Origin of the sequence: Nonomuraea sp. NPDC049625 (assembly GCF_040675285.1) — a bacterium.
In the GTDB taxonomy this organism is placed as follows: Bacteria; Actinomycetota; Actinomycetes; order Streptosporangiales; family Streptosporangiaceae; genus Nonomuraea; species Nonomuraea angiospora_A.
In genome coordinates this window covers 24476-43748 of record NZ_JBFAOQ010000027.1, presented here as the reverse complement: position 1 = coordinate 43748, position 19273 = coordinate 24476, and the positions used below count along the sequence as shown (strand labels likewise).

At 68.8% G+C, this 19273-nt stretch carries 19 protein-coding genes and 4 tRNA genes; 10 read left to right on the top strand and 13 right to left on the bottom strand.

The genetic code is table 11. From position 1 onward, the window contains the following. On the bottom strand, positions 1 to 681 hold a 681-nt coding region (locus tag AB0J87_RS58720; RefSeq protein WP_363983896.1), incomplete at its 3' end, for a hypothetical protein. A gap of 680 nt (positions 682 to 1361) precedes the next feature. On the opposite strand from AB0J87_RS58720, the gene AB0J87_RS58715 reads away from it, so the two are divergent. Continuing rightward, the gene (locus tag AB0J87_RS58715) at positions 1362 to 1523 is read left to right on the top strand and encodes a hypothetical protein (RefSeq protein WP_363983894.1); all 162 of its coding nucleotides are present in this window, start codon (positions 1362 to 1364) and stop codon (positions 1521 to 1523) included. Positions 1524 to 1882: 359 nt separating this feature from the next. Here the strand turns inward: AB0J87_RS58715 and AB0J87_RS58710 are convergent, their stop codons facing one another. From AB0J87_RS58710 to AB0J87_RS58690, 5 genes are all read right to left on the bottom strand, one after another. Then, on the bottom strand, positions 1883 to 2995 hold the full coding sequence (locus AB0J87_RS58710) for a hypothetical protein (RefSeq protein WP_363983892.1): 1113 nt from the start codon (positions 2993 to 2995) through the stop codon (positions 1883 to 1885). 285 nt (positions 2996 to 3280) lie between these two features. After that, positions 3281 to 3357 (bottom strand) — tRNA-Phe (locus tag AB0J87_RS58705). A 5-nt stretch (positions 3358 to 3362) separates the two neighbouring features. Continuing rightward, positions 3363 to 3437: transfer RNA gene (locus AB0J87_RS58700), tRNA-Asp, on the bottom strand. A 98-nt stretch (positions 3438 to 3535) separates the two neighbouring features. Then, positions 3536 to 3608: transfer RNA gene (locus AB0J87_RS58695), tRNA-Glu, on the bottom strand. After that, positions 3609 to 5126: a metallophosphoesterase gene (locus AB0J87_RS58690; protein WP_363983890.1), complete on the bottom strand. Its 1518-nt coding sequence runs from the start codon at positions 5124 to 5126 to the stop codon at positions 3609 to 3611. It abuts the tRNA gene before it with no gap. A gap of 84 nt (positions 5127 to 5210) precedes the next feature. Between AB0J87_RS58690 and AB0J87_RS58685 the strand changes: the two genes are divergently transcribed. Both AB0J87_RS58685 and AB0J87_RS58680 read left to right on the top strand, forming a co-directional pair. Further along, a complete protein-coding gene (locus AB0J87_RS58685) occupies positions 5211 to 5552 on the top strand; it encodes a metallopeptidase family protein (RefSeq protein ID WP_363983888.1) in 342 nt (113 codons plus the stop codon). Positions 5553 to 5653: 101 nt separating this feature from the next. Beyond that, positions 5654 to 6943 carry an MFS transporter gene (locus tag AB0J87_RS58680; RefSeq protein WP_355207557.1) on the top strand — a complete coding sequence of 430 codons (1290 nt, stop codon included), beginning with the start codon at positions 5654 to 5656 and terminating at the stop codon, positions 6941 to 6943. On the opposite strand, the gene AB0J87_RS58675 is transcribed toward AB0J87_RS58680, so the two are convergent. Further along, a complete protein-coding gene (locus AB0J87_RS58675) occupies positions 6944 to 7228 on the bottom strand; it encodes a PspC domain-containing protein (RefSeq protein WP_363983886.1) in 285 nt (94 codons plus the stop codon). It lies immediately after the preceding gene. 91 nt (positions 7229 to 7319) lie between these two features. Here AB0J87_RS58675 and AB0J87_RS58670 point away from each other — a divergent pair, with 91 nt between their 5' ends. The 4 genes from AB0J87_RS58670 to AB0J87_RS58655 all read left to right on the top strand — a co-directional run bounded on the left by AB0J87_RS58670 (position 7320) and on the right by AB0J87_RS58655 (position 9194). Then, positions 7320 to 8474: an acyl-CoA dehydrogenase family protein gene (locus tag AB0J87_RS58670; RefSeq protein WP_350737561.1), complete on the top strand. Its 1155-nt coding sequence runs from the start codon at positions 7320 to 7322 to the stop codon at positions 8472 to 8474. 49 nt (positions 8475 to 8523) lie between these two features. Continuing rightward, positions 8524 to 8599, top strand: a tRNA-Lys gene (locus tag AB0J87_RS58665). 147 nt (positions 8600 to 8746) lie between these two features. After that, on the top strand, positions 8747 to 8995 hold the full coding sequence (locus AB0J87_RS58660; RefSeq protein WP_363983883.1) for a hypothetical protein: 249 nt from the start codon (positions 8747 to 8749) through the stop codon (positions 8993 to 8995). After that, positions 8937 to 9194 carry a hypothetical protein gene (locus AB0J87_RS58655; protein ID WP_363983881.1) on the top strand — a complete coding sequence of 86 codons (258 nt, stop codon included), beginning with the start codon at positions 8937 to 8939 and terminating at the stop codon, positions 9192 to 9194. Before AB0J87_RS58660 ends, AB0J87_RS58655 begins: the two co-directional genes overlap by 59 nt. Here the strand turns inward: AB0J87_RS58655 and AB0J87_RS58650 are convergent. Next, on the bottom strand, positions 9183 to 10037 hold the full coding sequence (locus AB0J87_RS58650) for a helix-turn-helix transcriptional regulator (RefSeq protein ID WP_363983879.1): 855 nt from the start codon (positions 10035 to 10037) through the stop codon (positions 9183 to 9185). The genes AB0J87_RS58655 and AB0J87_RS58650 overlap by 12 nt on opposite strands. 93 nt (positions 10038 to 10130) lie before the next feature. On the opposite strand from AB0J87_RS58650, the gene AB0J87_RS58645 reads away from it, so the two are divergent. Continuing rightward, positions 10131 to 11072 carry an SDR family NAD(P)-dependent oxidoreductase gene (locus AB0J87_RS58645; protein WP_363983877.1) on the top strand — a complete coding sequence of 314 codons (942 nt, stop codon included), beginning with the start codon at positions 10131 to 10133 and terminating at the stop codon, positions 11070 to 11072. A 148-nt stretch (positions 11073 to 11220) separates the two neighbouring features. On the opposite strand, the gene AB0J87_RS58640 is transcribed toward AB0J87_RS58645, so the two are convergent. The 5 genes from AB0J87_RS58640 to AB0J87_RS58620 form a co-directional block, all read right to left on the bottom strand. Then, positions 11221 to 12129: an SDR family NAD(P)-dependent oxidoreductase gene (locus AB0J87_RS58640; RefSeq protein ID WP_363983875.1), complete on the bottom strand. Its 909-nt coding sequence runs from the start codon at positions 12127 to 12129 to the stop codon at positions 11221 to 11223. Positions 12130 to 12163: 34 nt separating this feature from the next. After that, positions 12164 to 12910, bottom strand: a complete 747-nt coding sequence (locus AB0J87_RS58635; RefSeq protein WP_363983873.1) for an SDR family NAD(P)-dependent oxidoreductase — start codon at positions 12908 to 12910, stop codon at positions 12164 to 12166. A gap of 31 nt (positions 12911 to 12941) precedes the next feature. Further along, positions 12942 to 14153 (bottom strand): cytochrome P450, encoded by a 1212-nt coding sequence (locus AB0J87_RS58630; RefSeq protein ID WP_363983871.1) that lies wholly within the window; start codon positions 14151 to 14153, stop codon positions 12942 to 12944. Between the two features lie 95 nt (positions 14154 to 14248). After that, positions 14249 to 15451: an FAD-dependent oxidoreductase gene (locus AB0J87_RS58625; RefSeq protein ID WP_363983869.1), complete on the bottom strand. Its 1203-nt coding sequence runs from the start codon at positions 15449 to 15451 to the stop codon at positions 14249 to 14251. Beyond that, positions 15448 to 15645, bottom strand: coding sequence for a ferredoxin (locus AB0J87_RS58620; RefSeq protein ID WP_363983867.1), 198 nt, complete (start codon positions 15643 to 15645; stop codon positions 15448 to 15450). The genes AB0J87_RS58625 and AB0J87_RS58620 overlap by 4 nt, the downstream gene beginning before the upstream one ends. A 149-nt stretch (positions 15646 to 15794) precedes the next feature. On the opposite strand from AB0J87_RS58620, the gene AB0J87_RS58615 reads away from it, so the two are divergent. Together AB0J87_RS58615 and AB0J87_RS58610 are read left to right on the top strand one after the other, a co-directional pair. Then, positions 15795 to 16415, top strand: a complete 621-nt coding sequence (locus AB0J87_RS58615) for a helix-turn-helix domain-containing protein (protein ID WP_363983865.1) — start codon at positions 15795 to 15797, stop codon at positions 16413 to 16415. A 131-nt stretch (positions 16416 to 16546) separates the two neighbouring features. Further along, complete coding sequence (locus AB0J87_RS58610) at positions 16547 to 19258, top strand: LuxR family transcriptional regulator (RefSeq protein ID WP_363983863.1); 2712 nt, start codon at positions 16547 to 16549, stop codon at positions 19256 to 19258. The last annotated feature ends 15 nt before the right edge of the window (positions 19259 to 19273 follow it).

Sequence of the window (19273 nt, the reverse complement as noted above, 5' to 3'; positions counted from 1 at the left end):
GCCGTACGCCTTGAAGGGGACGACTGTCGTCCACCCCGTCGTCCACCCCTGCTGCCATACCCCGCTGTATGAGCCGTCCTTGTGGAACTTGCTGAGATCCGCGTTTCCCGGCCCGCTCTTGTACGACAGAAGGTACGGCTCGCCGTATAGCTCGAACGGAGCGAGTGTCGTCCACCCCGCCGTCCACCCCTGCTGCCATACCCCGCTGTATGAGCCGTCCTTGTGGAACTTGCTGAGATCCGCGTTTCCCGACCCGCTCTTGTACGACAGGAGGTAATACTCGCCGTACGCCTTGAAGGGGACGACTGTCGTCCACCCCGTCGTCCACCCCTGCTGCCATACCCCGCTGTATGAGCCGTCCTTGTGGAACTTGCTGAGGTCCGCGTTTCCCGACCCGTTCTTGTACGACAGGAGGTACGGCTCGCCGTATAGCTCGAACGGAGTGAGCGTCGTCCACCCCGCCGTCCACCCCTGCTGCCATACCCCGCCGTATGAGCCGTCCTTGTGGAACTTACTGAGATCCGCGTTTCCCGACCCGCTCTTGTACGACAGGAGATAATACTCGCCGTATAGCTCGGACGGAGTGAGCGTTGTCCAGCCTGTCGTCCACTGTTCTTCCCAAACTTGAGTTATTTGCATAGTGGGAGTCTTACTTGATGGTCGGACGGTGTCAACCGGCATGAGCGAACGGCATGATCCGCCTTTCCCGACCGAGTGAATCCGATGTAAGCATTCACGTCGTGCACAGGCCCGCGGAGGAGATCTGTGACTCCCCGACGCCACCCGGCCGTGCTCACCAGTTGTGATCACGACCGGTGGCCTGACAGCAGTCTTGCAGGCCCCCAGGTCACAGCAGATGACCTGAGCCCCGCGCAGACACGAGTTTCGGTCAGGACAGCCGGGGGATGAGTCCGGCGGTGGCGGCCGTGACAACGCTGCGGGGCGCGTTTTCCCATGTCGCGTTGCCCGCTAAGTGCTTTATGTCAAGCCGTCCCGGAGCTCCCGGTCACGCACTGTCGCTTTGGGCCGTGTGCCTTGATTCTTACTGGCACCCCTACTCGTGGGCGTGCGCTTGGCATAGGCGCTCCGAACCGGCCGGTTCACGTTGAGAAACGGGCATCTGAGAGCACTTCTAAGCGCTCCGAGGAGCTTTGCGACCCCATCCCCGGCGCGCGACGCGCGTTTGGAAGCGCTCGCGCGCGATTCTGGCCACGCGTAGACGCAAGCCAGAGCGCTCGCATCAGCGCGGTCACGGGCGGAGATCGTGCGAGTCCGGCGAGGTCGTCAGAGGGGTGCCGGCAGCAGTAACCGCGCGATATTTAGTTTGAGTACTACAGCGACCCTTCAGAAGAAAAGGACGGGTGACAATCGTGACGCTGGCAGAAGAGCGCACCGAGAAGCTGTTTGAGCAGTTCGAGCAGTTTTACAACGACGGCGACGGCTATTTGACTCGAAGGCAGTCCGACCCATGCCGGGCACGGTCATCCAGAATAGAAACTTCGGCGTCCGGCCCGGTCGCCTGACTTGCAGTTTCCGGTGAACGCGGCCCCTTTCAGCCGTATTCGAGCGGTCCTGCGGCGGGGCCTGCCGCGCCGCACTGCGGTTCGCGCTCCCGCCGCGCCCGACGCACCGCCTGCAACCGAGCCTTCTCCCCGCGTCGGCAAGCTCAAAGGCAAGCAATCCAAACCGCCCGAACCCGCCCGGTGCTCCATCCGCTGCCGCTACACCGAGGGCGAGGTCTCCCTCACAGACCTCGCCACCGACTACAGCATCGGCCGCTCCACCATCCATCGCGTCATCCACGACCCCCACGAACTGACCGGCCCAGGCTCCGCAACCGGTCAGTTCGTGGGGTCGTGGTCCGGGGCGAGGACGCCCGGGATCAGGCGATGGTGAGAGGTCCATCGGCCAGGTACGCCGCCAGCGGACCGGTCATCCGGTCCCGTGCCGGCGGATGCAGGTCCAACCCGTTGGCGTAGGTGGCGAGGTGGCCGACCTCATCGGAGGCCATGGAGTCGAGGTCGCCGAGCAGTTCGACCGCGCGCGGAACCACCCGGGAGAGGGTGTCCTGCACGCAGTACCGGACGTACAGCGAGTCGGCGAGCGTCGACTCGTCCGGGTCTCCGTCGTCGATCCGGCGGGCGACGCCCTCCGCGGCCGACATCACGCCCTCGGCCTCCACCAGCAGCTGGACCCGCTCGGACTCGGGCACCCGGTTGTCGAGCAGCACCCGCTCGACCAGTGCGCCGGCGGCCCCGAGGTAGCTGCCCGTCATCAGCAGTTGGAACCAGGCGAAGCCCGCGGTCAGCATGACCTCCGGCCGCCCGTCGGGGGCCGAGGCCTGCACCAGCAGCTCCGGCGGCACCAGGACGTCGTCGAGAGTGACCTGCTCGCTGTCCGCCCCCGCCCCGCCGACGCTCACACCCTCGCTTTCTGCGGACACCAGCGCCACCGCCGGTACCTCGCCGCCGTCGTCGCCCCAGGCGGGGACCATGACACTGACGGCGAGCACGTCCATCGACCGGGCCAGACTGCACGGGCGCGTCCTCCCGCTGACCGACAGCCCGTCGGGCCCCGCCGTGGCGGTCATCAAGGGGGACAGGATTCCGGCGCCGGGGCGCTCCTCGGCGAAGCCGAACGCCACGAGCTGATTGCCGGCTGCCACCCCCTCGACAAGCATCGACTCCTGGCCATCGTCGGTGGTGGCCAGACCGACCAGGGTGGCCATCGAGAAGTGGTGCAAGATGGTGGCCACGGCCAGCGACGGTGTCCTGCTGCCCAGCGCGCGCTGCACCCGCAGAGCGTCCAAGGCGGTGGCTCCCCGCCCCCGCTGGGCGATCGGCACCAGCAGCCCGGGGCCGCCGCTGTCACGGAACAGCTGGATGCCGGGACTATCCGGGCCCTCCAGCTCCATGAGGGATACCGCCCGCAGGCTCTCGTCCAGCCCCGGCAGCAGCTTCGCCACAGTGGCGCGTTCCCGCTCCAGAAACCGCATATCCCCTCCCACTTTCCCTGGGACGACCGACAAGGATGGGCAACAAGCCGATCAAGTTCACCCACACCGCAGCGCCGAGGGCATCAACCCGGCGGAATGGACTCCCCGGGAACTGCGGCACAGCTTTCGTCTTGCTGCTCTCAGCTCATGACGTGCCAATCGAGCACATCGTGATGGACGAGATCTTCCCGCTCGCTCCGGAACCGTAGTCACGCAGATAGACACGCGGACACAAATATGCCCCGTCCATGTGATCACGGGCGGGGCATTCCTGCTGGTAAATAATGGTGGTCAGGGGCAGGGTCGAACTGCCGACCTTCCGCTTTTCAGGCGGACGCTCGTACCAACTGAGCTACCTGACCCAGAGCGGTCCTGACGGGACTTGAACCCGCGACCTCCACCTTGACAGGGTGGCGAGCACTCCAAACTGCTCTACAGGACCTTGCGTTTCTTGCTGTTCTTTCCGTTTGCGCTCGTTTAGCTTACCAGCTTTTCGGTGGTCTTCGACCAGCCGTTTTCCGGTGCGCTAACCGCTCGCAGTGCCCCCAACGGGATTCGAACCCGTGCCGCCGCCTTGAAAGGGCGGTGTCCTAGGCCGCTAGACGATGGGGGCTCAGGATTCCCTGTCGCCTTCCGTCGGAGACCTCTGAAGCATAGGGGACGATTGCCCCTGATGCCAAAGTGGCTTACCGGCGGACGGCGTTTGTGTGCCAGAGATCGGTCCCGTTGGCGACGGGGCGTTCGTTGGCTCCGGGGAAATCATACGTTGTGGGTCGGGCTCCACGTGACGCTGGATGTACACCGACTGCTCCCCCAGCCCGCCCAGCGTGATGTCGTCCCATGCCTGCATGCGCTTCGTCTCCCTGTCGAAGTACAGGACAGAGGCCTGGACGGGCGTGGGCTGGGCGTGTTCGAGGGCGCGCAGGCCGGCGCCGCCGGTCGAGCCCTGGACGAGGAGGCGGGTGCCCGAGGGGAGCATGGACGTCTTGCGGGCGTGGGTGTGGCCGGCGAGGATCATGGGGGTCGCGCCGGAGAAGCCCTTGCCGACGTCCGGGTCGTGTACGGCGATCACGTCCGGCTTGTTCACCTTGGCGAGGTGGGAGCGGGCGTAGTCGCCGAGCACGGTCGGGTCCGAGTCGGCGGCCACGGATTTGTCCGGGGTGAAGCGGGGGTCGCCCAGGCCGTAGATCTTCAGGCCTGCCACGGTCTCGGTGGTGTCGTCCAGGACGATGGAGTTCTTCTGCTTCTCGACCGCTTTCTGGGTGGTCATCGAGTCGTGGTTGCCGCGTACGTACACGTACGGGACCCCGAGGCGGCCGATCTCGTCCACGAACTTGTTCTCGGCCTTGGTGCCATGGTCGGAAATGTCGCCCGTGTCGATGACCATGTCCACGCTGAACTGGTCCTTGAGGGAGCGGATGACGTTCCAGGCGATGGGGTTGATGTGGATGTCGGAGACGTGCAGGACCCGGATGGTCTTGGGGTTGGCGTCGTACAGCGGCAGGGTGGAGACCGTGTCGTACAGCTTGGAGACGTTCGTGACGAGTTTGGTGAGTTGCGACCGGTACGACTCGAAACGGGAGACGATCGACTCGGCGCTGCCCACGAGCGACGGCGCGGCGGCGACGAGGCCCGAGTAGCGGGGCTCGACGAGAGAGCTGGGGCGGAACGTCAGGGCCGCGAGGACCCCCGTGCCCGCCAGCGCCACGGAGGCGGCCAGAAGGCCCATCAGGGCCACCCTGGGGCGCCTGAAGACCATCAGGACCGCGATCAGCGCCCCGGCGCCCGCACAGAGCAGCGAGCGGATCACCAGCGCGCGTACGCCGTCGAGGAGGTCGTCCTCGATGAGCCCCGGCAGGCGGTCGGCCAGGCGCGGGTCCTCTATGAGGGCTTTGGCGCGTTCCTGGTCGATGTTCTCGAGCGTGATGCGCAACCGCAGCGGCGCGTCGTGCGTGCGGAACGTGAGCGTGCCGAGCGGGCTGGCGTCCACGATCGTCTCGCCGCTCCAGGCCGGCCGGAGCGACATGCCGGTCTCCACGGGCCCGATCTGAGCTCGTACGGTGCCGCTGAGGAAGATGCCCAGCCAAGCACCCACCGCGGCCACGAGGAGCACCGCCGCGCCCTTCGCCACCCTGGACTGAATGACTGCCTTTGACCTGTGAACGAACTTCATACGCTTTCTTGCCTACCCGAGGAACGGGGCAGAATGGCAAGTGTGATCGAGGTTACGCGGGAGAAGTTCGAGGAACTCGTGGCCGAGGCATTGGACACGATCCCCCCGAACCTCACGCGCGCCATGAGCAATGTCGTCGTCACGGTCGTCGATGACCCGCCGGAGCCCCACCTGCTCGGCCTGTACACCGGTGTCCCCCTCACGGAACGCGGCGACTGGTACTCAGGGGTCCTGCCCGACCGCATCGAGATCTACCGCAATCCGATATGCCAGATTTGCGATACGGAGGAAGACGTCGTCGCCGAGGTGCGCGTCACGGTCATCCACGAGGTCGGCCATCACTTCGGCATCGACGACGCTAGACTTCACGAGCTGGGCTGGTAACCCTTTGCTTTTGGTTGACTTCTTTGGGTTGCGGCTTGCCATAATGATCGGGCACCTTAGGTGACGTAGCGAACACTGTAAGTCAGGCACAGCGGAGTCCAATGGGGGCCATGCGGGCAGGTCGTCCGCCGGGACGGCATCGCCGTGCTGAAGGGCACGCCACATATCGGGAAGTCATCGCACTCAGGGAGTTCAGAGCACTCTGGTACGGACAGGGCCTTTCCCTCCTTGGCGACCAGCTCGCCCAGGTGGCACTCGCCGTACTCGTCTATGACCGCACGCAGTCACCGCTGGCCACGGCGGCCGTCTACGCGCTGACGTACCTCCCGTCCATCGTGGGCGGGCCGTTGCTGGCCGGGCTGGCGGACCGGTTCGCGCGTAGGGCCGTGATGCTGACCTGCGACCTGATCCGGGCCGCGCTGGTGGCCGCGATGGCGGTGCCGGGCATGCCGTTCTGGGCGCTGTGCGCGCTGGTGTTCCTGGTGGTGCTGCTCAGCGCGCCGTTCTCGGCCGCCCGGGCGGCGCTGCTGCCCGAGGTGCTCGAAGGCGACCGGTACGTCATCGGCTCGGCGATTCAGAACATGACGAATCAGGCCGTACAGATGCTCGGTTTCGCGGCGGGCGGAGCGGTGATCGCGACCATGGGCCCCTACCGGGCGCTCGCTCTGGACGCGGCGACGTTCCTCGGCTCCGCGCTGATCCTCGTGTCAGGGGTACGGCGCCGGCCCTCCGCTACCCACGACGGCTCGAAACCGTCCATGTGGACGATGACCGCGGCGGGAGCCCGGCTCGTGTTCGGGTCGCGGAAGCTGCGGACGCTCGTCCTGTTCGCGTGGTTGTGCGGCTTCTACATCCTGCCTGAGGGCATCGCCGTGCCGTACGCGGCCAAGCTGTCCACGGGGACCCTGTTCGCCACGTGGACACTGCCGGTTCCGGTGATCACCGGGCTGCTGATGGCGGCGATGCCGACCGGGACGGTGCTGGGGGCGTTCCTTTTCAGCAGGTTCGTGCCGCCGCCGCGGCGGCTGCGGCTCATGGGGTGGCTGGCCATGCTGAGCTGCGCGCCCCTGATCGTGACAGCGCTGTATCCGCCGCTGGAGGTGGTGCTCGCCGCATGGGTGCTGTCGGGGGTCGGCGGGGCGTACCAGCTCGCGGCCAATGCCGCCTTCGTCCAGCAGGTGCCGGCCGAACGTCGCGGCCAGGCGTTCGGCCTCGTGCAGTCGGGGCTGATGTCCGTACAGGGGATCGGGATCTTGGTGGGCGGGTTCGCGGCGGAGAGACTCGGTCCTGAGCCGGTGGTCGCGCTGGCCGGATTCACCGGCCTGATCTGCGCGGCCGTGCTGGCCCTGTTCTGGACCGAGCCTCGCGAACGCGTGCCCGCCGCAGCCTGATCACGACTGGGGCTTCTGCTCGCCGCTCCAGTCCGTCCTGCTGCGGTCCTGCTGCTTGTTGATGAGGTCCTGCACGATGGAGGTGTCGCTGTCCTCTTCGGGCATGAGGAGCCAGCCGATCGCGTACACGCCGACGCCCAGCCCGCCGAACAGCGTGGCGATCGCAAGCGCGATGCGCACCAGGTTGGCGTCGATCCCGACGAACTCGCCGATGCCGGAGCAGACGCCCGCGATGATCCTGCCCTTGTGGGTCCGACGCAGCTTCTTGACGTTGTATTCGCTCATGTCTCAAGACTGCCCGTGGGCCCGGTGTTAGCACATCAGGATTCCCCCTGGTAGAACCCTGGTAGCCCCCTATGTGATGAAGGGACCCGCGATGGACGACCTGCTCCGCCTGGACGACCGGCTCGACGCCGACCAGCGGCTGATCCGCGACACGGTCAAGTCGTTCGTCTCCGACCGCGTCCTGCCGCACGTGGGCGACTGGTTCGAGGAGGCGGTCTTCCCGGCGCGCGAGCTCGCGCCCGAGCTCGGCGCCCTCGGGCTGCTGGGGATGCATCTGCAGGGGTACGGCTGCGCCGGGACGGACGCGGTGTCGTACGGGGTGGCGTGCCGCGAGCTCGAGGCCGGGGACTCGGGGCTGCGCTCCTTCGTGTCGGTGCAGGGCTCGCTGGCCATGTTCCCCATCTGGCGGTACGGCTCCGACGAGCAGAAAGAGGAGTGGCTGCCGCGGATGGCGGCCGGTTCGGCCATCGGCTGCTTCGGCCTGACGGAGCCGGACTATGGCTCCGACCCCGCCAACATGCGGACTTATGCCAAGAAAGACGGATCCGACTGGATCCTCAACGGCTCCAAGATGTGGATCACCAACGGCTCCATCGCCGACGTCGCCGTGGTCTGGGCGCAGACCGACGAAGGCATCCGCGGCTTCGTCGTACCGACCTCCACCCCCGGCTTCTCCGCCCCTGAGATCCACAAGAAACTGTCCCTTAGGGCCTCGGTCACCTCGTCCCTCTATTTCGACGACGTACGCCTGCCCGCCTCCGCCGCCCTCCCGGGCGTCACCGGCCTCCGCGGCCCCCTCTCCTGCCTCTCCGAGGCCCGCTTCGGCATCGTCTGGGGCGTCGTGGGCGCCGCCCGCGCCTGCCTGGAGGCCGCGGTGATCTACGCCAAGAGCAGGGTCCAGTTCGACAAGCCGATCGGGGCGTTCCAGCTGACGCAGGAGAAACTCGCCTGGATGTACGTCGGCGCCGCCCAGGCCCAGCTCACCGCCCTCCATCTGGGCATGCTCAAGGACGCCGGCCAACTGGAGCCCCGGCAGATCAGCTTCGGCAAGCTGGCCAACGTACGCGCCGCCCTGGACATCGCCCGCCAGGCCCGCTCAATCCTGGGCGGGAACGGAATCACCCTGGAGTACCCTGTGATCAGGCACATGAACAACCTGGAGTCTGTGCTGACGTACGAGGGCACCCAAGAGATTCACACGCTGGTGCTGGGGGAGGCGCTGACGGGTCTGGCCGCTTACCGGTGATGTAGGCGTCGCGGGTTGGGCGGTAATCTCTGTACCCTTGCTGTTGCGAGGGGCGTTAGCTCAATTGGCAGAGCTGCGGACTTTTAATCCGTAGGTTCCGGGTTCGAGCCCCGGGCGCCCTACCACTCCCACCTTCGGATCGAAGAATCAAGCGGTGGGTCATGCCTGGATCACGTCTGGGGCAAACCGACACCACGGGTACTTTCCGGCAAAGCACTCAGCGGGGCTGCCGGTTCGCAGGGCGGCGCCGGAGCTGAATCGTCCGCTTCCCTGTGCCCGTATTGCCCGGTTCGCCCGAGCCTCTCGCGGACGAGGAAGGCGCGGCGGCCCAGGCGGCGAAGATCGGCTACCCGGTCGTGCTCAAGGCGCCGGCCGGGGGTGGCGGACGCGGCATCGTCCCGGTCCACGAGCCGGCCCGGCCGGCGGAGGCGTTCGGCGCCGCCCGTTGCGCGGGGCCGCTCCGTGCAGGGGCACCAGCGGAAGATCATCGAGGAGTCATCGGCCCCCGGCCTGCCCGATGATGTCCGGCACGCCTTGTGGGAGGCCGCCGTCACCGGAGCCCGCGCCATCGGGCTGCGCAACATCGGCACCTTCGGGTTCTTCATGGAGACGAACGCCCGCCTCCATATCGAGCACCCGGTGACTTCACTGCACCAAAGCAAGCCGACACACCCGATGGCGTGTCACCCAACACCCCAACATTCGTGGTCAGAGCTGTAGCGACTGAGTGCCCAGGACGATGGCGAGGGCCAGGCGGTCGGCGTCCTCGGTGCCGGGCTCGGCGGTGTAGACGGTGATGCGCAGGTCGTCCAGGGCGACGAACAGCGTGTCGCAGTCGAGGGTGATCGGGCCGACCGCCGGGTGGTTAATGGTCTTTTGTCTGGACGCGTCGGTCAGGGGTGGTGGTGTCTCGGCGTCCCAGAGTTCGGCGAAGCGCGGGCTGCCGGAGGCCAGGTCGGTGATCAAGCGTCGCAGGGTACGGTCGGCGGGGTAGCGCGAGGCCGTCAGGCGCAGGTCGGCCACGAGCCGGGCTTCGTGCTCGGCCTGCTCCTGCGGGGTGTGGACGACCCGCGAGGGCAGGCGGGCGACGTTGCGCCAGACGGCGTTGCGTTCCAGGCCGCGCCAGGTGGCCGTCTCGCCCATGAGCGCGTCGTAGGGCTCGTTGGCCAGCACGAGTGTCCAGCTGGCGTCGTACACGACGACCGGGGTGTGCGACAGCCGGTCGAGCAGACGTTGCACGCTCGGGGTGACCCGCGACGGCACGATGTCCGGGCCGGGCGCGGCGTGCCCGGCCAGCCGGTAGAGCAGGTCGCGTTCGGTGTCGGACAAGCGCAGCGCTCGGGCCAGCGACTCCACGACCTGCGCCGACGGCGCGGTCGCTCGCCCCTGCTCGAGGCGGGTCAGGTAGTCGGCCGAGATGCCGGCGAGCGCGGCCAACTCCTCGCGGCGCAACCCGCTGGCCCGGCGTCGGCGGCCCACCTGCACACCGACGGCCTCGGGTGCCACCCGGTCGCGCCAGCGGCGCACCGTCGGGCCGAACTCCCACGCTTCCACGCTCTCCATTCTGCGCATCTCTGCATGGGTTGTCCTGGCCCTGGCAGTCCTACGAAAACCGGACGAATGGCTGCGGCCCGACCGGTCCCGCAGGCTGGGGCCATGACCGAACCCGGAACCGTTCTGATCACCGGCCCGACCCGCAACCTGGGCCGTCACGCCGTGCTGGCCATGGCCGACCGCCCGGACGGGCGGCGACCCGACCTGCTGCTGGTCGGCCGCGCCGGGCGGGACCTGACGGCGGTCGCCGATGAGGCCCGCAGCCGCGGCGCCGGCGTCCACGAGATCGGCTGCGACCTGTCGCGCCTGGCCGACGTCCGTGCCGCCGCGGCCACCGTGCGCGCCCTGCTCGCCGCCGGCGCCGTACGGCCGCTGCGCGCGCTGGTCGCCAACGCCGGCACCATGTCGGCCGACACCCGGCGGGCCTCGCCCGATGGCTACGAGATGACGTTCGCCGTCAACTACCTCGCCCACGCCCAGCTCATCGGCGACCTGCTTGGTTCGTTCACCGCCCCGGCGCGGGTCGTGCTGCTCGGCTCGAACACCTATCACGCCAATTTCTGGCGCAAGCTGCTGGGTGTGGCCGAGGCCAAGTGGGCCGATCCCGTCGAGCTCGCCCGCCCGGCCACCGGTGAGCGGGCCCCGGGTATGGCCGCGTCCGGCGTCGCCTACTCCAACGCCAAGTTGGCGATCCTGTACTACGCCCATGAGCTGCAGCGTCGCGCCGGCGCCGGGATCAATGTGTCGGTGTTCGAACCGGGCTGGATGCCCGGCACCGCGCTGGGCCGTGGCGCCCCCGAGGCGGTTCAGGCGATGAGCCGCGCCTTGGGCCGGGTACCCGGCGTGTCGACGCCGCAACGCTCGGGGCCGCTGCTGGCTGCGATGGCCCTCGACGACAGGTGGGCGCACCTGCGCGAGGGCGCGTTCGTGGTGAAGACCAAGCTGACCGAGGTGCAGCCGGTCGCCCACGACCGCGACCGGGAGCGGCGCCTGTGGGAGGCGACCACCGAGCTGTTGGAACGCGCAGGCGCGTCGCGTCAGTAAGTACCGCCCAGGCCGTGCCGTATCGGGCTGTCCGCATCGCCGTGGCCAAGATCCCCCCGCGTCGCCCCAACTGCAAGCCGCACGCTGAGCGCTTCATACGTTCGGTACGCGAGGAGGGCACCGACCGGATCCTGCTGTTCAACCGCGGTCACGCCGGGGCCGGGTTCTGTATGTCGGAGAGCAGGCCGGGCTGAAGCGTCTTCTCCAGGTCGGCCGATGTCCAGGCATCGCCCTTCGTGATGGAACGGTAGGGCCGTTCCGGGAAGGCGCGTTGTACGAGGCCGCCCATCAGGTGAAACACCTCACCGTTGATCCGGGCCGCTTCGTCCGTGCACAGGTAGATGATGGCCGGCACGATGAATTCCGGGTCGGGCAAGGAGTGGGCTTTGCCGCCGGTCTGCTCGACCCCGGATTTGTCGCGCATTTCGTTGACACGGCGACCGTAGCCGAGGGTCACCCGCGTCTCGGCGGCAGGCGCTATGGCGTTGGACGTGATGCCGTACTCCGCCATCTCCCGGGCGAGGGCTCGGGTGAGACCGATGATGGCGCCTTTGGCCGCGCCGTAGTTGGCCGCTGCGGCACGCCCATGCGTCGCCACCCCGGATGAGAAATTGATGATCCGGCCGAACCCTTGCTCTCGCATAGAGGGAAGCGCCGCTTGGATGCAGGCGAAATGCCCTTTCAGATGCACGTCGAGGACGGCATCCCAATCCTTCTCCGGCATGTCGAAAATCATGTTGTGGCGGAAGATGCCCGCGACGTTGACGAGGATGTCGAGGCGGCCGAAGTTGTCCACGGCCGTCTTCACGAGGGCCCGTCCCCCGTCCATCGCGGCGATGTTTCCGGTGTCCGGTACCGCGGTCCCGCCCCGCCCCAGGATTTCCTGGACAACCTCACTGGCGGGACCGTCATCCGTTCCCGCACCCTCGGGGTCGACTCCGAGGTCATTCACGACGACACTTGCGCCTTCGCCGGCCAGCCCTATCGCGACCGACCGTCCGATGCCGCGTCCGGCACCGGTCACCGCGGCTACTTTTCCCTTGAGCAGGTCGCCCATTCGATTTCGCTCCTTCTGGATCGCCGCTCCGCGGTCACGCTCTTGCCAGCGTCGGCATCAGTTGTGACAACTCCTGCGACGGCCACATCCCCGGGTGGAAGAGCGCATCCCCCGGAACGGGGTGGCTCAGGACGGAGATGGTCCGGCCCTTGACCTGGAAATGCCGGCCGTTGATGCCGGCCGCCTTGCCGCCACCGAGGTATACCGCCAGTGTCGCGGCCGTCTCCTCGTCTGCGGGTTGCGGGTGCCGAGGCGTCACGATCATGTTGACCGTGACCCCGTACCTGCCGACGTCTCGGCAGACCACGCGGGTGAATCCGGCGATCCCGGCCTGCGCCGCCACGAAATTCGCCTGCCCGCCGACCCCCTGGAGGCCCTCCTCGGAGGCCACGTTGACGATGCTCCCGGCCCTCTTCTCGCACATGAGCGCGGTCGCCGCTCTGCTACAGGTGAAGAGCGCGCGAAGGTGGCCGTTGACGACGGCGTCCCAGTCCTCCTCCAGCATGCCGGCCAAGGACACATCGCGAATGGGGCGGGACGTGTTCACCAGCAGATCCACGCCGCCCAGGCGATCCACGGCCGCCTGGATGAGCCGTTCCGCCCCCGGCGTCGTCGTGACATCCTCGTCAGCGGAGACCAGTGTCCCGCCATCCTCTTCGACGGGCGCGAGCCTGTTCGCCACGACTCCACCTCCTGCTTGCGCAGCTCGGATGGCGATGGCTCGTCCCAGGGCTGTGCTCGCGTCCGTCACGACGACGGCCTTGCCGTTCAGTGCATCCATCGGTCCTGACTTCCTGCCGGTAGCGGGGTTGTCACCAGGCGACCGGCAGTTCGTGGACGCCGTAGGCGGACATGTCATGCCGGAACTTCACGTCCTCCAACGGCACGGCCAGGCGCAGCCCCGGCAGCCTGCGCAGCAGTGCGGGCAGCGCGACCTGCAGTTCCACGCGCGCCAGGTTCTGTCCCAGGCACTGGTGGATGCCGTAGCCGAAGGCCAGATGCCCGCGGGTGTTGCGGCCGAGATCCACGGTGTCGGGCTGGTCGAGGAAAGCCGTGTCCCGGTTGGCGGCGGGCAGGTTGACGGTCACCGCTTCACCGGCCCGGACGAGTTGCCCGCCGACGGTGAGGTCCTCGGTGGCCACCCGTACGATCATGTCCTGGGCGATGGACAGATAACGCAGCAGTTCCTCGACGGCGTTCGCCACCACGGCGGGGTCGTCGGTGTCGCGGATCCGGGCGGCCTGATCCGGATGCTGCAGCAGCGCCAGCGTGCCCAGGCCGATCATGTTGGCCGTGGTCTCGTGCCCGGCGAACAGCAGGATCATGCCGTTCATCGCGGCTTCTTCGCGGCTGAGCTCGCCCGTGGCGACCCGCTCGGTGAGCAGGCGGCTGATGAGGTCGTCTCCCGGCTCGCGTTCCTTCTGCTCCACCAGGCCGAGCAGGTAGCCGAACAGCGCCCCGCTGGCCTGCGCCTTGTCCTGCGGCGAGGCGTCGGCGTGGTTCATGGTGGCGCTGTGCTGCTGGAAGAACTCGTGGTCGTCGTACGGCACTCCGAGCAGGAGCGAGATCACCAAAGATGGGAGAGGCAGCGCGTACTCGCGAACCAGGTCCGCCGGCTGCCCCTTGCCGATCATTTCGTCGATGAATCGTTCGGCCATCTCGTGGATCTGCGGACGCATCGCCTCCACGCGCTTGACCGTGAAGTCGGCGGTGAGCATGCGGCGCAGCCGGGCATGATCGGGATCGTCCATCCGCGGGAACGCCGGGACCTGCGTGTGCGGGAGCACGGACGGGTAGCGCTGGGCGTCGGCGCTGAGCCGCGGGTCGCTCAAGACCGCGCGGACGTCCTCGTACCGCGTCACCACCCAGGCGGTGTGGCCGTTCCACATCCGGACGTGCTGCAGGCCGTCGGCCTGGCGCCAGCCGGCGTACTCGGCGGGCGGGTCCAGGGGGCAGCGCTGGGAGCGTATGCCGGGGAAGACCGGAAGGCCGGAGTTGTCGTGGGTGTCGGTCGTGATGGTCATGCGAAACTCCAGAAGGGTGTCGTGGGCGGGGTCGGCGACGCCACGGTGCGAGTCACGCGGCTGTCGCGCCGGCGTGGGCGATGCCACGGTGCGAGTTACGCGGCTGTCGCGCCGGCGATGGCGGTGGCCCATGGGGTCCGAGCCGCGATGAGGGCGCGCCAGGCGCGCAGGATCCTGGGTGACAGGCCGGCGGCGAGCACTCCGGCCAGCCGGTCGCCGGTGCGGTAGGCGATCAGGAGACGGCGTTGGGAGACGTCGCCGTCCAGGACGAGTGCTTCGTCGTGGTCGCGCAGGTGACCGTAGGCCTGGATTTTCATGCCGTACTGGTCGGACCAGAAGTACGACACCGGCGCGAACGGCCGCCGCGCCTGCGGGTGGAGCAGGTTATGGGCGACGGCCAGGCCCTGCTCGGCCGCATTGGTGCGGTGCTCGATGCGCATCGCCGTGCCGAACAGCGGGTTGTGCCAGCGGGCCACGTCCCCGACCCCGTACACGCCGGGGGCGGCGGCGCTGAACTCGTCACACACCAGCCCGTCGCCCAGGGGCAGCCCGCTGCCGTCCAGCCATGCGGTGTTCGGCACCGAGCCGATGGCCACCAGCACGTCGTCCGCCGGCAGGACCGTCCCATCGGCCAGCCGTACCCCCGTGACCGCCCCACCGGCGCGAACGATCTCGGCGACGGCGGCGTGCGTGCGCAGCTCGACGCCATGGTCGCGGTGGGTCCGGGCCAGCACGTGGCCGGCCTGCTCGCCGATGGCCTGCGCCAGCGGAAGCGGGCCCGCCTCCAACAGCGTCACCTTCACACCCAGCCCGCCGGCGACGGCGGCCACTTCGGCGCCCACGAACCCGGCACCGACGATCACCAGTCGCCGCCCCGGAAGCAGCCGCGCCTTCAGCGATACGGCGTCGTCCAGGGTGCGCAGCGTGTGCACGCCCGACACGACCTCGCTGCCCGGCAGCTGCCGGGGACGCACTCCGGTCGCGATGACCAGAGCGTCGTAGGGCACTTCGGCGCCATCGGCCAGCGCCACACTCCCGCCGCTCAGGTCCAGCCCGGTCGCGGGCACGCCCAGACGCAGTTCCAGGCCCAGCGCGTCCAGCTCCGCCTTGCCGCGCAGGGCGAGCCGGTCCGGCTCCCACTCCCCGGTCAAGACCTGCTTCGACAGGGGCGGGCGGTCGTAGGGCAGCTGCGGCTCCTGGCCGATGAGCGTGATCGCTCCCCCGTACCCGGCCCTGCGTAGCCCCTCCGCGGTGGCCAGCCCGCCCGCGGACCCACCGACGATCACTATCCGATTCACGACTCGGCCAGATGGATGGCGGCCGCCGGGCAGACCGCGGCCGACTCGCGGACCGCGTCGTGCACCTCAGGTGCGGGCGTCTCGTCCAGCAGCACCACGATGCCGTCCTCGTCACGCTGGTCGAACACCTCGGGCGCGATCAGCACGCACTGCCCGGCGGCCACACATTTGTCGGCCTCGACTGCCACCTTCATCTGACTCTCCTTGGTTGAGCTCCGGCGGCGCGCTCCTCGCAGCAGGCAACGGCAGCCAGCGGCCGGTAATCGATAGCCAACTATTACTTATTGCGCCAAAGGAAGTCAACAACAATCGATAGCCAACTATCGGTTGCTATCCTTGCCTGGTGACCACCGACAGCTCACGGCCGCTGCGTGCCGACGCCATACGCAACAGCGAGAAGCTGCTGCGAGCCGCCAGGCAGGTCTGGGCCGAACAAGGGCCTGACGCACCCCTCGAAGAGATCGCCCGCCGCGCGGGGGTAGGCATCGCCACCCTTTACCGCCGATTCCCGGACAAGGCGGTGCTCGCCCGGAACGCTCTCGACCAGAGCTTCACCGAGGACATCGCTCCCGCCATCGAGCAGGCCATGAGCGACGACGACCCCAAGCGTGGCCTGGTCACCGTGCTCGAGGCGACGCTGTCCGTCGCGGCCCGCGAGCACAACACCGTGGCCGCCGCGAGGGACTCCGGCGCCATCACCCGCGAAGCCGGAACCCGCTCCTTCGAGTCACTCACCCTCCTGGCCCGCCGGGCACAGGAGGCCGGCCTCATCCGCGCCGACCTCGTGCCCGACGACATGCCCCGCATCATGGTCATGCTCGTGGGGCTGATGTGGACCATGGATCCCCACAGCGACGGCTGGCGGCGCTACCTCTCGCTCATCCTCGACGCCCTGGCTCCCGACGCAGCCAACCCTTTGCCGGCCGCGGTGCCGCTGCAGCAGCCGGACAACTGGCTCCTTTGACACGCCACAGCCTGCGGTGCCGACGGCATCGGCGGGATGCCGCACGAACGGAACGGCACGCGGCGAGACGTTGGCCGCACTCCTGAGGGAAGCCCGTGCCCGGTAAGCGGCGATCACCTACGGTTCCCGTTATGCGGACTCCTGCGCTCACAACCGACGTGCTCGTTGGCAGGCACGAGTTACAGCAGCGCGTCGACGAACTGACCGGCGCTGCTCGTACGGGACAGGGCGGCGCGCTGGTGCTGGAAGGCGAGGCGGGCATCGGCAAGAGTGCCCTGCTGGAATACGCCCGGAATGCGGCGTCCGGGTTCCGGGTGGTCCGGACAGCCGGGTCGGAGTTCGAGCAGGAACTGCCGTACTCCGCGCTGCACCAGCTGTGTGTGCCGATGCTGAAGCACCTCGTCGAGCTGCCGGACCGGCATCGCGACGCTTTGCGGGTGGCCTTCGGGCTGGCCGAGGGCACACCCGACCCGTTCCGGATCGGTCTGGCGGCTCTGGGGCTGGTGACAGCGGCGGCCCGGGAGCGGCCCCTGTTGTGCTTGATCGATGACGCGCAGTGGGTCGATACCGCGTCGGCGCGGGCGATGGTCTTCCTCGCCCGCCGGGTCGCCGCCGACCCCGCAGCGATGATCTTCGCAGTGCGCCCGACGTACGCGGCGCATGGATTCGGCGAGCTGCCGCAGCTGGCCGTCCGCGGTCTGAGCGACGAGGACGCCAAGGTTCTGCTGACGACGCGAAGCCCGTTCCCCCTCGATGATCAGGTCCGGGACCGGCTCGTCGCCGAGGCCCACGGGAACCCGTTGGCTCTGCTGGAGCTGCCCCGCGCCGGTGGCTTCGTCCCGCCTGACGGGTCCTCGGTGCCGACCCGGATCGAGTACGGCTTCCGAGCCAGGCTGGCCGGCCTGTCCGCCGAGGCCAGGCTGCTGCTGATCGTGGCGAGCGCGGACCCGACCGGCGACCCCAACCTGCTCTGGCCGGCCGCCGGTCAGCTGAACCTCGATGTGACACCGGCCAGCGCGGAGGCGGACGCGACGGGACTGGTCGAGTTCGGTGCCCGTATCCGCTTCTGCCACCCGTTGGCACGTTCGGCGGTCTACCGCGCCGCCGGCGCCGGCGAACGCCGCGCGGCGCACGAGGCGCTGGCGGCGGTCACCGACCCGGTCACGGCGCCGGACCGCCGGGCCTGGCACCGCGCCCAAGCCGGCCCCGGCCCCGACGACGACATCGCCGACGAGCTGGAGCGGTGCGCGACGCGTGCTCAGGGACGCGGGGGCGTGGCAGCCGCGGCGGCCTTCCTCGAGCGCTCGGTGGCGCTGTCGCTGGATCCAGAACGCCGGATCGTACGAACTCTGCATGCCGCCCAGGCCAGCTTCGACGCGGGGGCGTCCGGCAAGGCGGCGAGCCTGCTCGCGATCCTCGAGACCAGCCCGCTGGACGAGTTCCAGCACGCTGACGTCGACCTGCTGCAGGGCCGGATCGCCTTCACCAGGCACGGCGACGGCTCCGGACCGATGTTGATGGTGCGTGCCGCCCAACGGCTGGCGAGTCTGGATCCGGACCGGGCACGTGACTGTTTCCTCGATGCCGTCGAGATGAGCCTGTCCGTGGGGCGCGGCGGTGTCGTCATCGATCGGGTCCTCACCGCGGCCCGGTCCACGGCGCCGGCTCCGAGCTCGCCGGATGCCCTTGACGCCTTGATCGTGCTGGCCACCGACGGGTACGAGGCCGCGGTTCCGCTGCTTCGCCACGCCCTTTACGACAGAGGCGAGCGGTTCTGGACGCGCCGTCCCGCGCTCGCCACGATGATCGCCGTCGAGCTGTGGGACCCGGACACCCTGGCCGCCATCGCCGCATGGCTGGTGAAGGCGGGCCGGACGTCGGGCTCGCCGCTGCTGCTCAGGCTCGGTCTCGCGCAGAAGGCGGTCGAGGCCATCCTGATCGGCGACATCGGGCAGGCGATCGCCACCACCGCGGAGGAGGCGGCGATCGCCGACGCGACCGGCGCTCCCCCGCTGCTCCATCACCGGCTGCATCTCGCCGCGCTGCGCGGCCGCCGCGACGAGGCTCTCGAGCTGTGCGAGGCGGCCACCGCGGCACCGACCACCGGATGGCCCGGGCAGGTCACGAACCTGCACTGGACCACAGCCATGCTTCACAACGGGCTGGCCGACTACCCGGCCGCGCTGGCCGCGGCCCGTAAGGCCACCGAGCACGGTGACCTGTTCCTCACCGGAGCGGCCCTGCCGGAGCTGATCGAAGCCGCGGTCCGTTGTGACGACCGCATCACCGCAGCGCAGGCGCTGGACTCCCTCACCGAGCGCACACAGGCCGGCGGAACCATCACCGGCCGGGGAGTCGCGGCCTACTCACGAGGGCTGGTGACCGGCATCGAGGATCACTACCGCGAAGCCATCGACCTGCTCGCCGGGGGCCCGCTGCTCCCCTACCTGGCCCGGGCGCACCTCCTGTACGGGGAATGGCTGCGGCGCGAAGGGCGACGGCGTGACTGCCGCGAGCACCTGCGCACCGCCCACGAGCTGCTGTCCGGAGCCGGGGCGGAGGCATTCGCCCGGCGGGCCGCCGACGAGCTGCGCGCCGCCGGCGAGAAGGTCCCGGCCCGGTCCGAGCGAACGTACGGGAAGCTGTCCATGCAGGAGGTCGCCGTCGCCCGCCTCGTGGCCTCGGGCGCCACCTCGAACGAGGTCGCCGTCCAGCTCTACATCAGCAAACGCACCGTGGACGCCCACCTGCGCAACATCTTCCGCAAGCTCGGCATCAACTCACGCAGGCAGCTCAAGGATCACCCCGACCTCGCCGTCCAGGACAGACCCGACGGCCGGTGAGACTGCTCCCCGGAA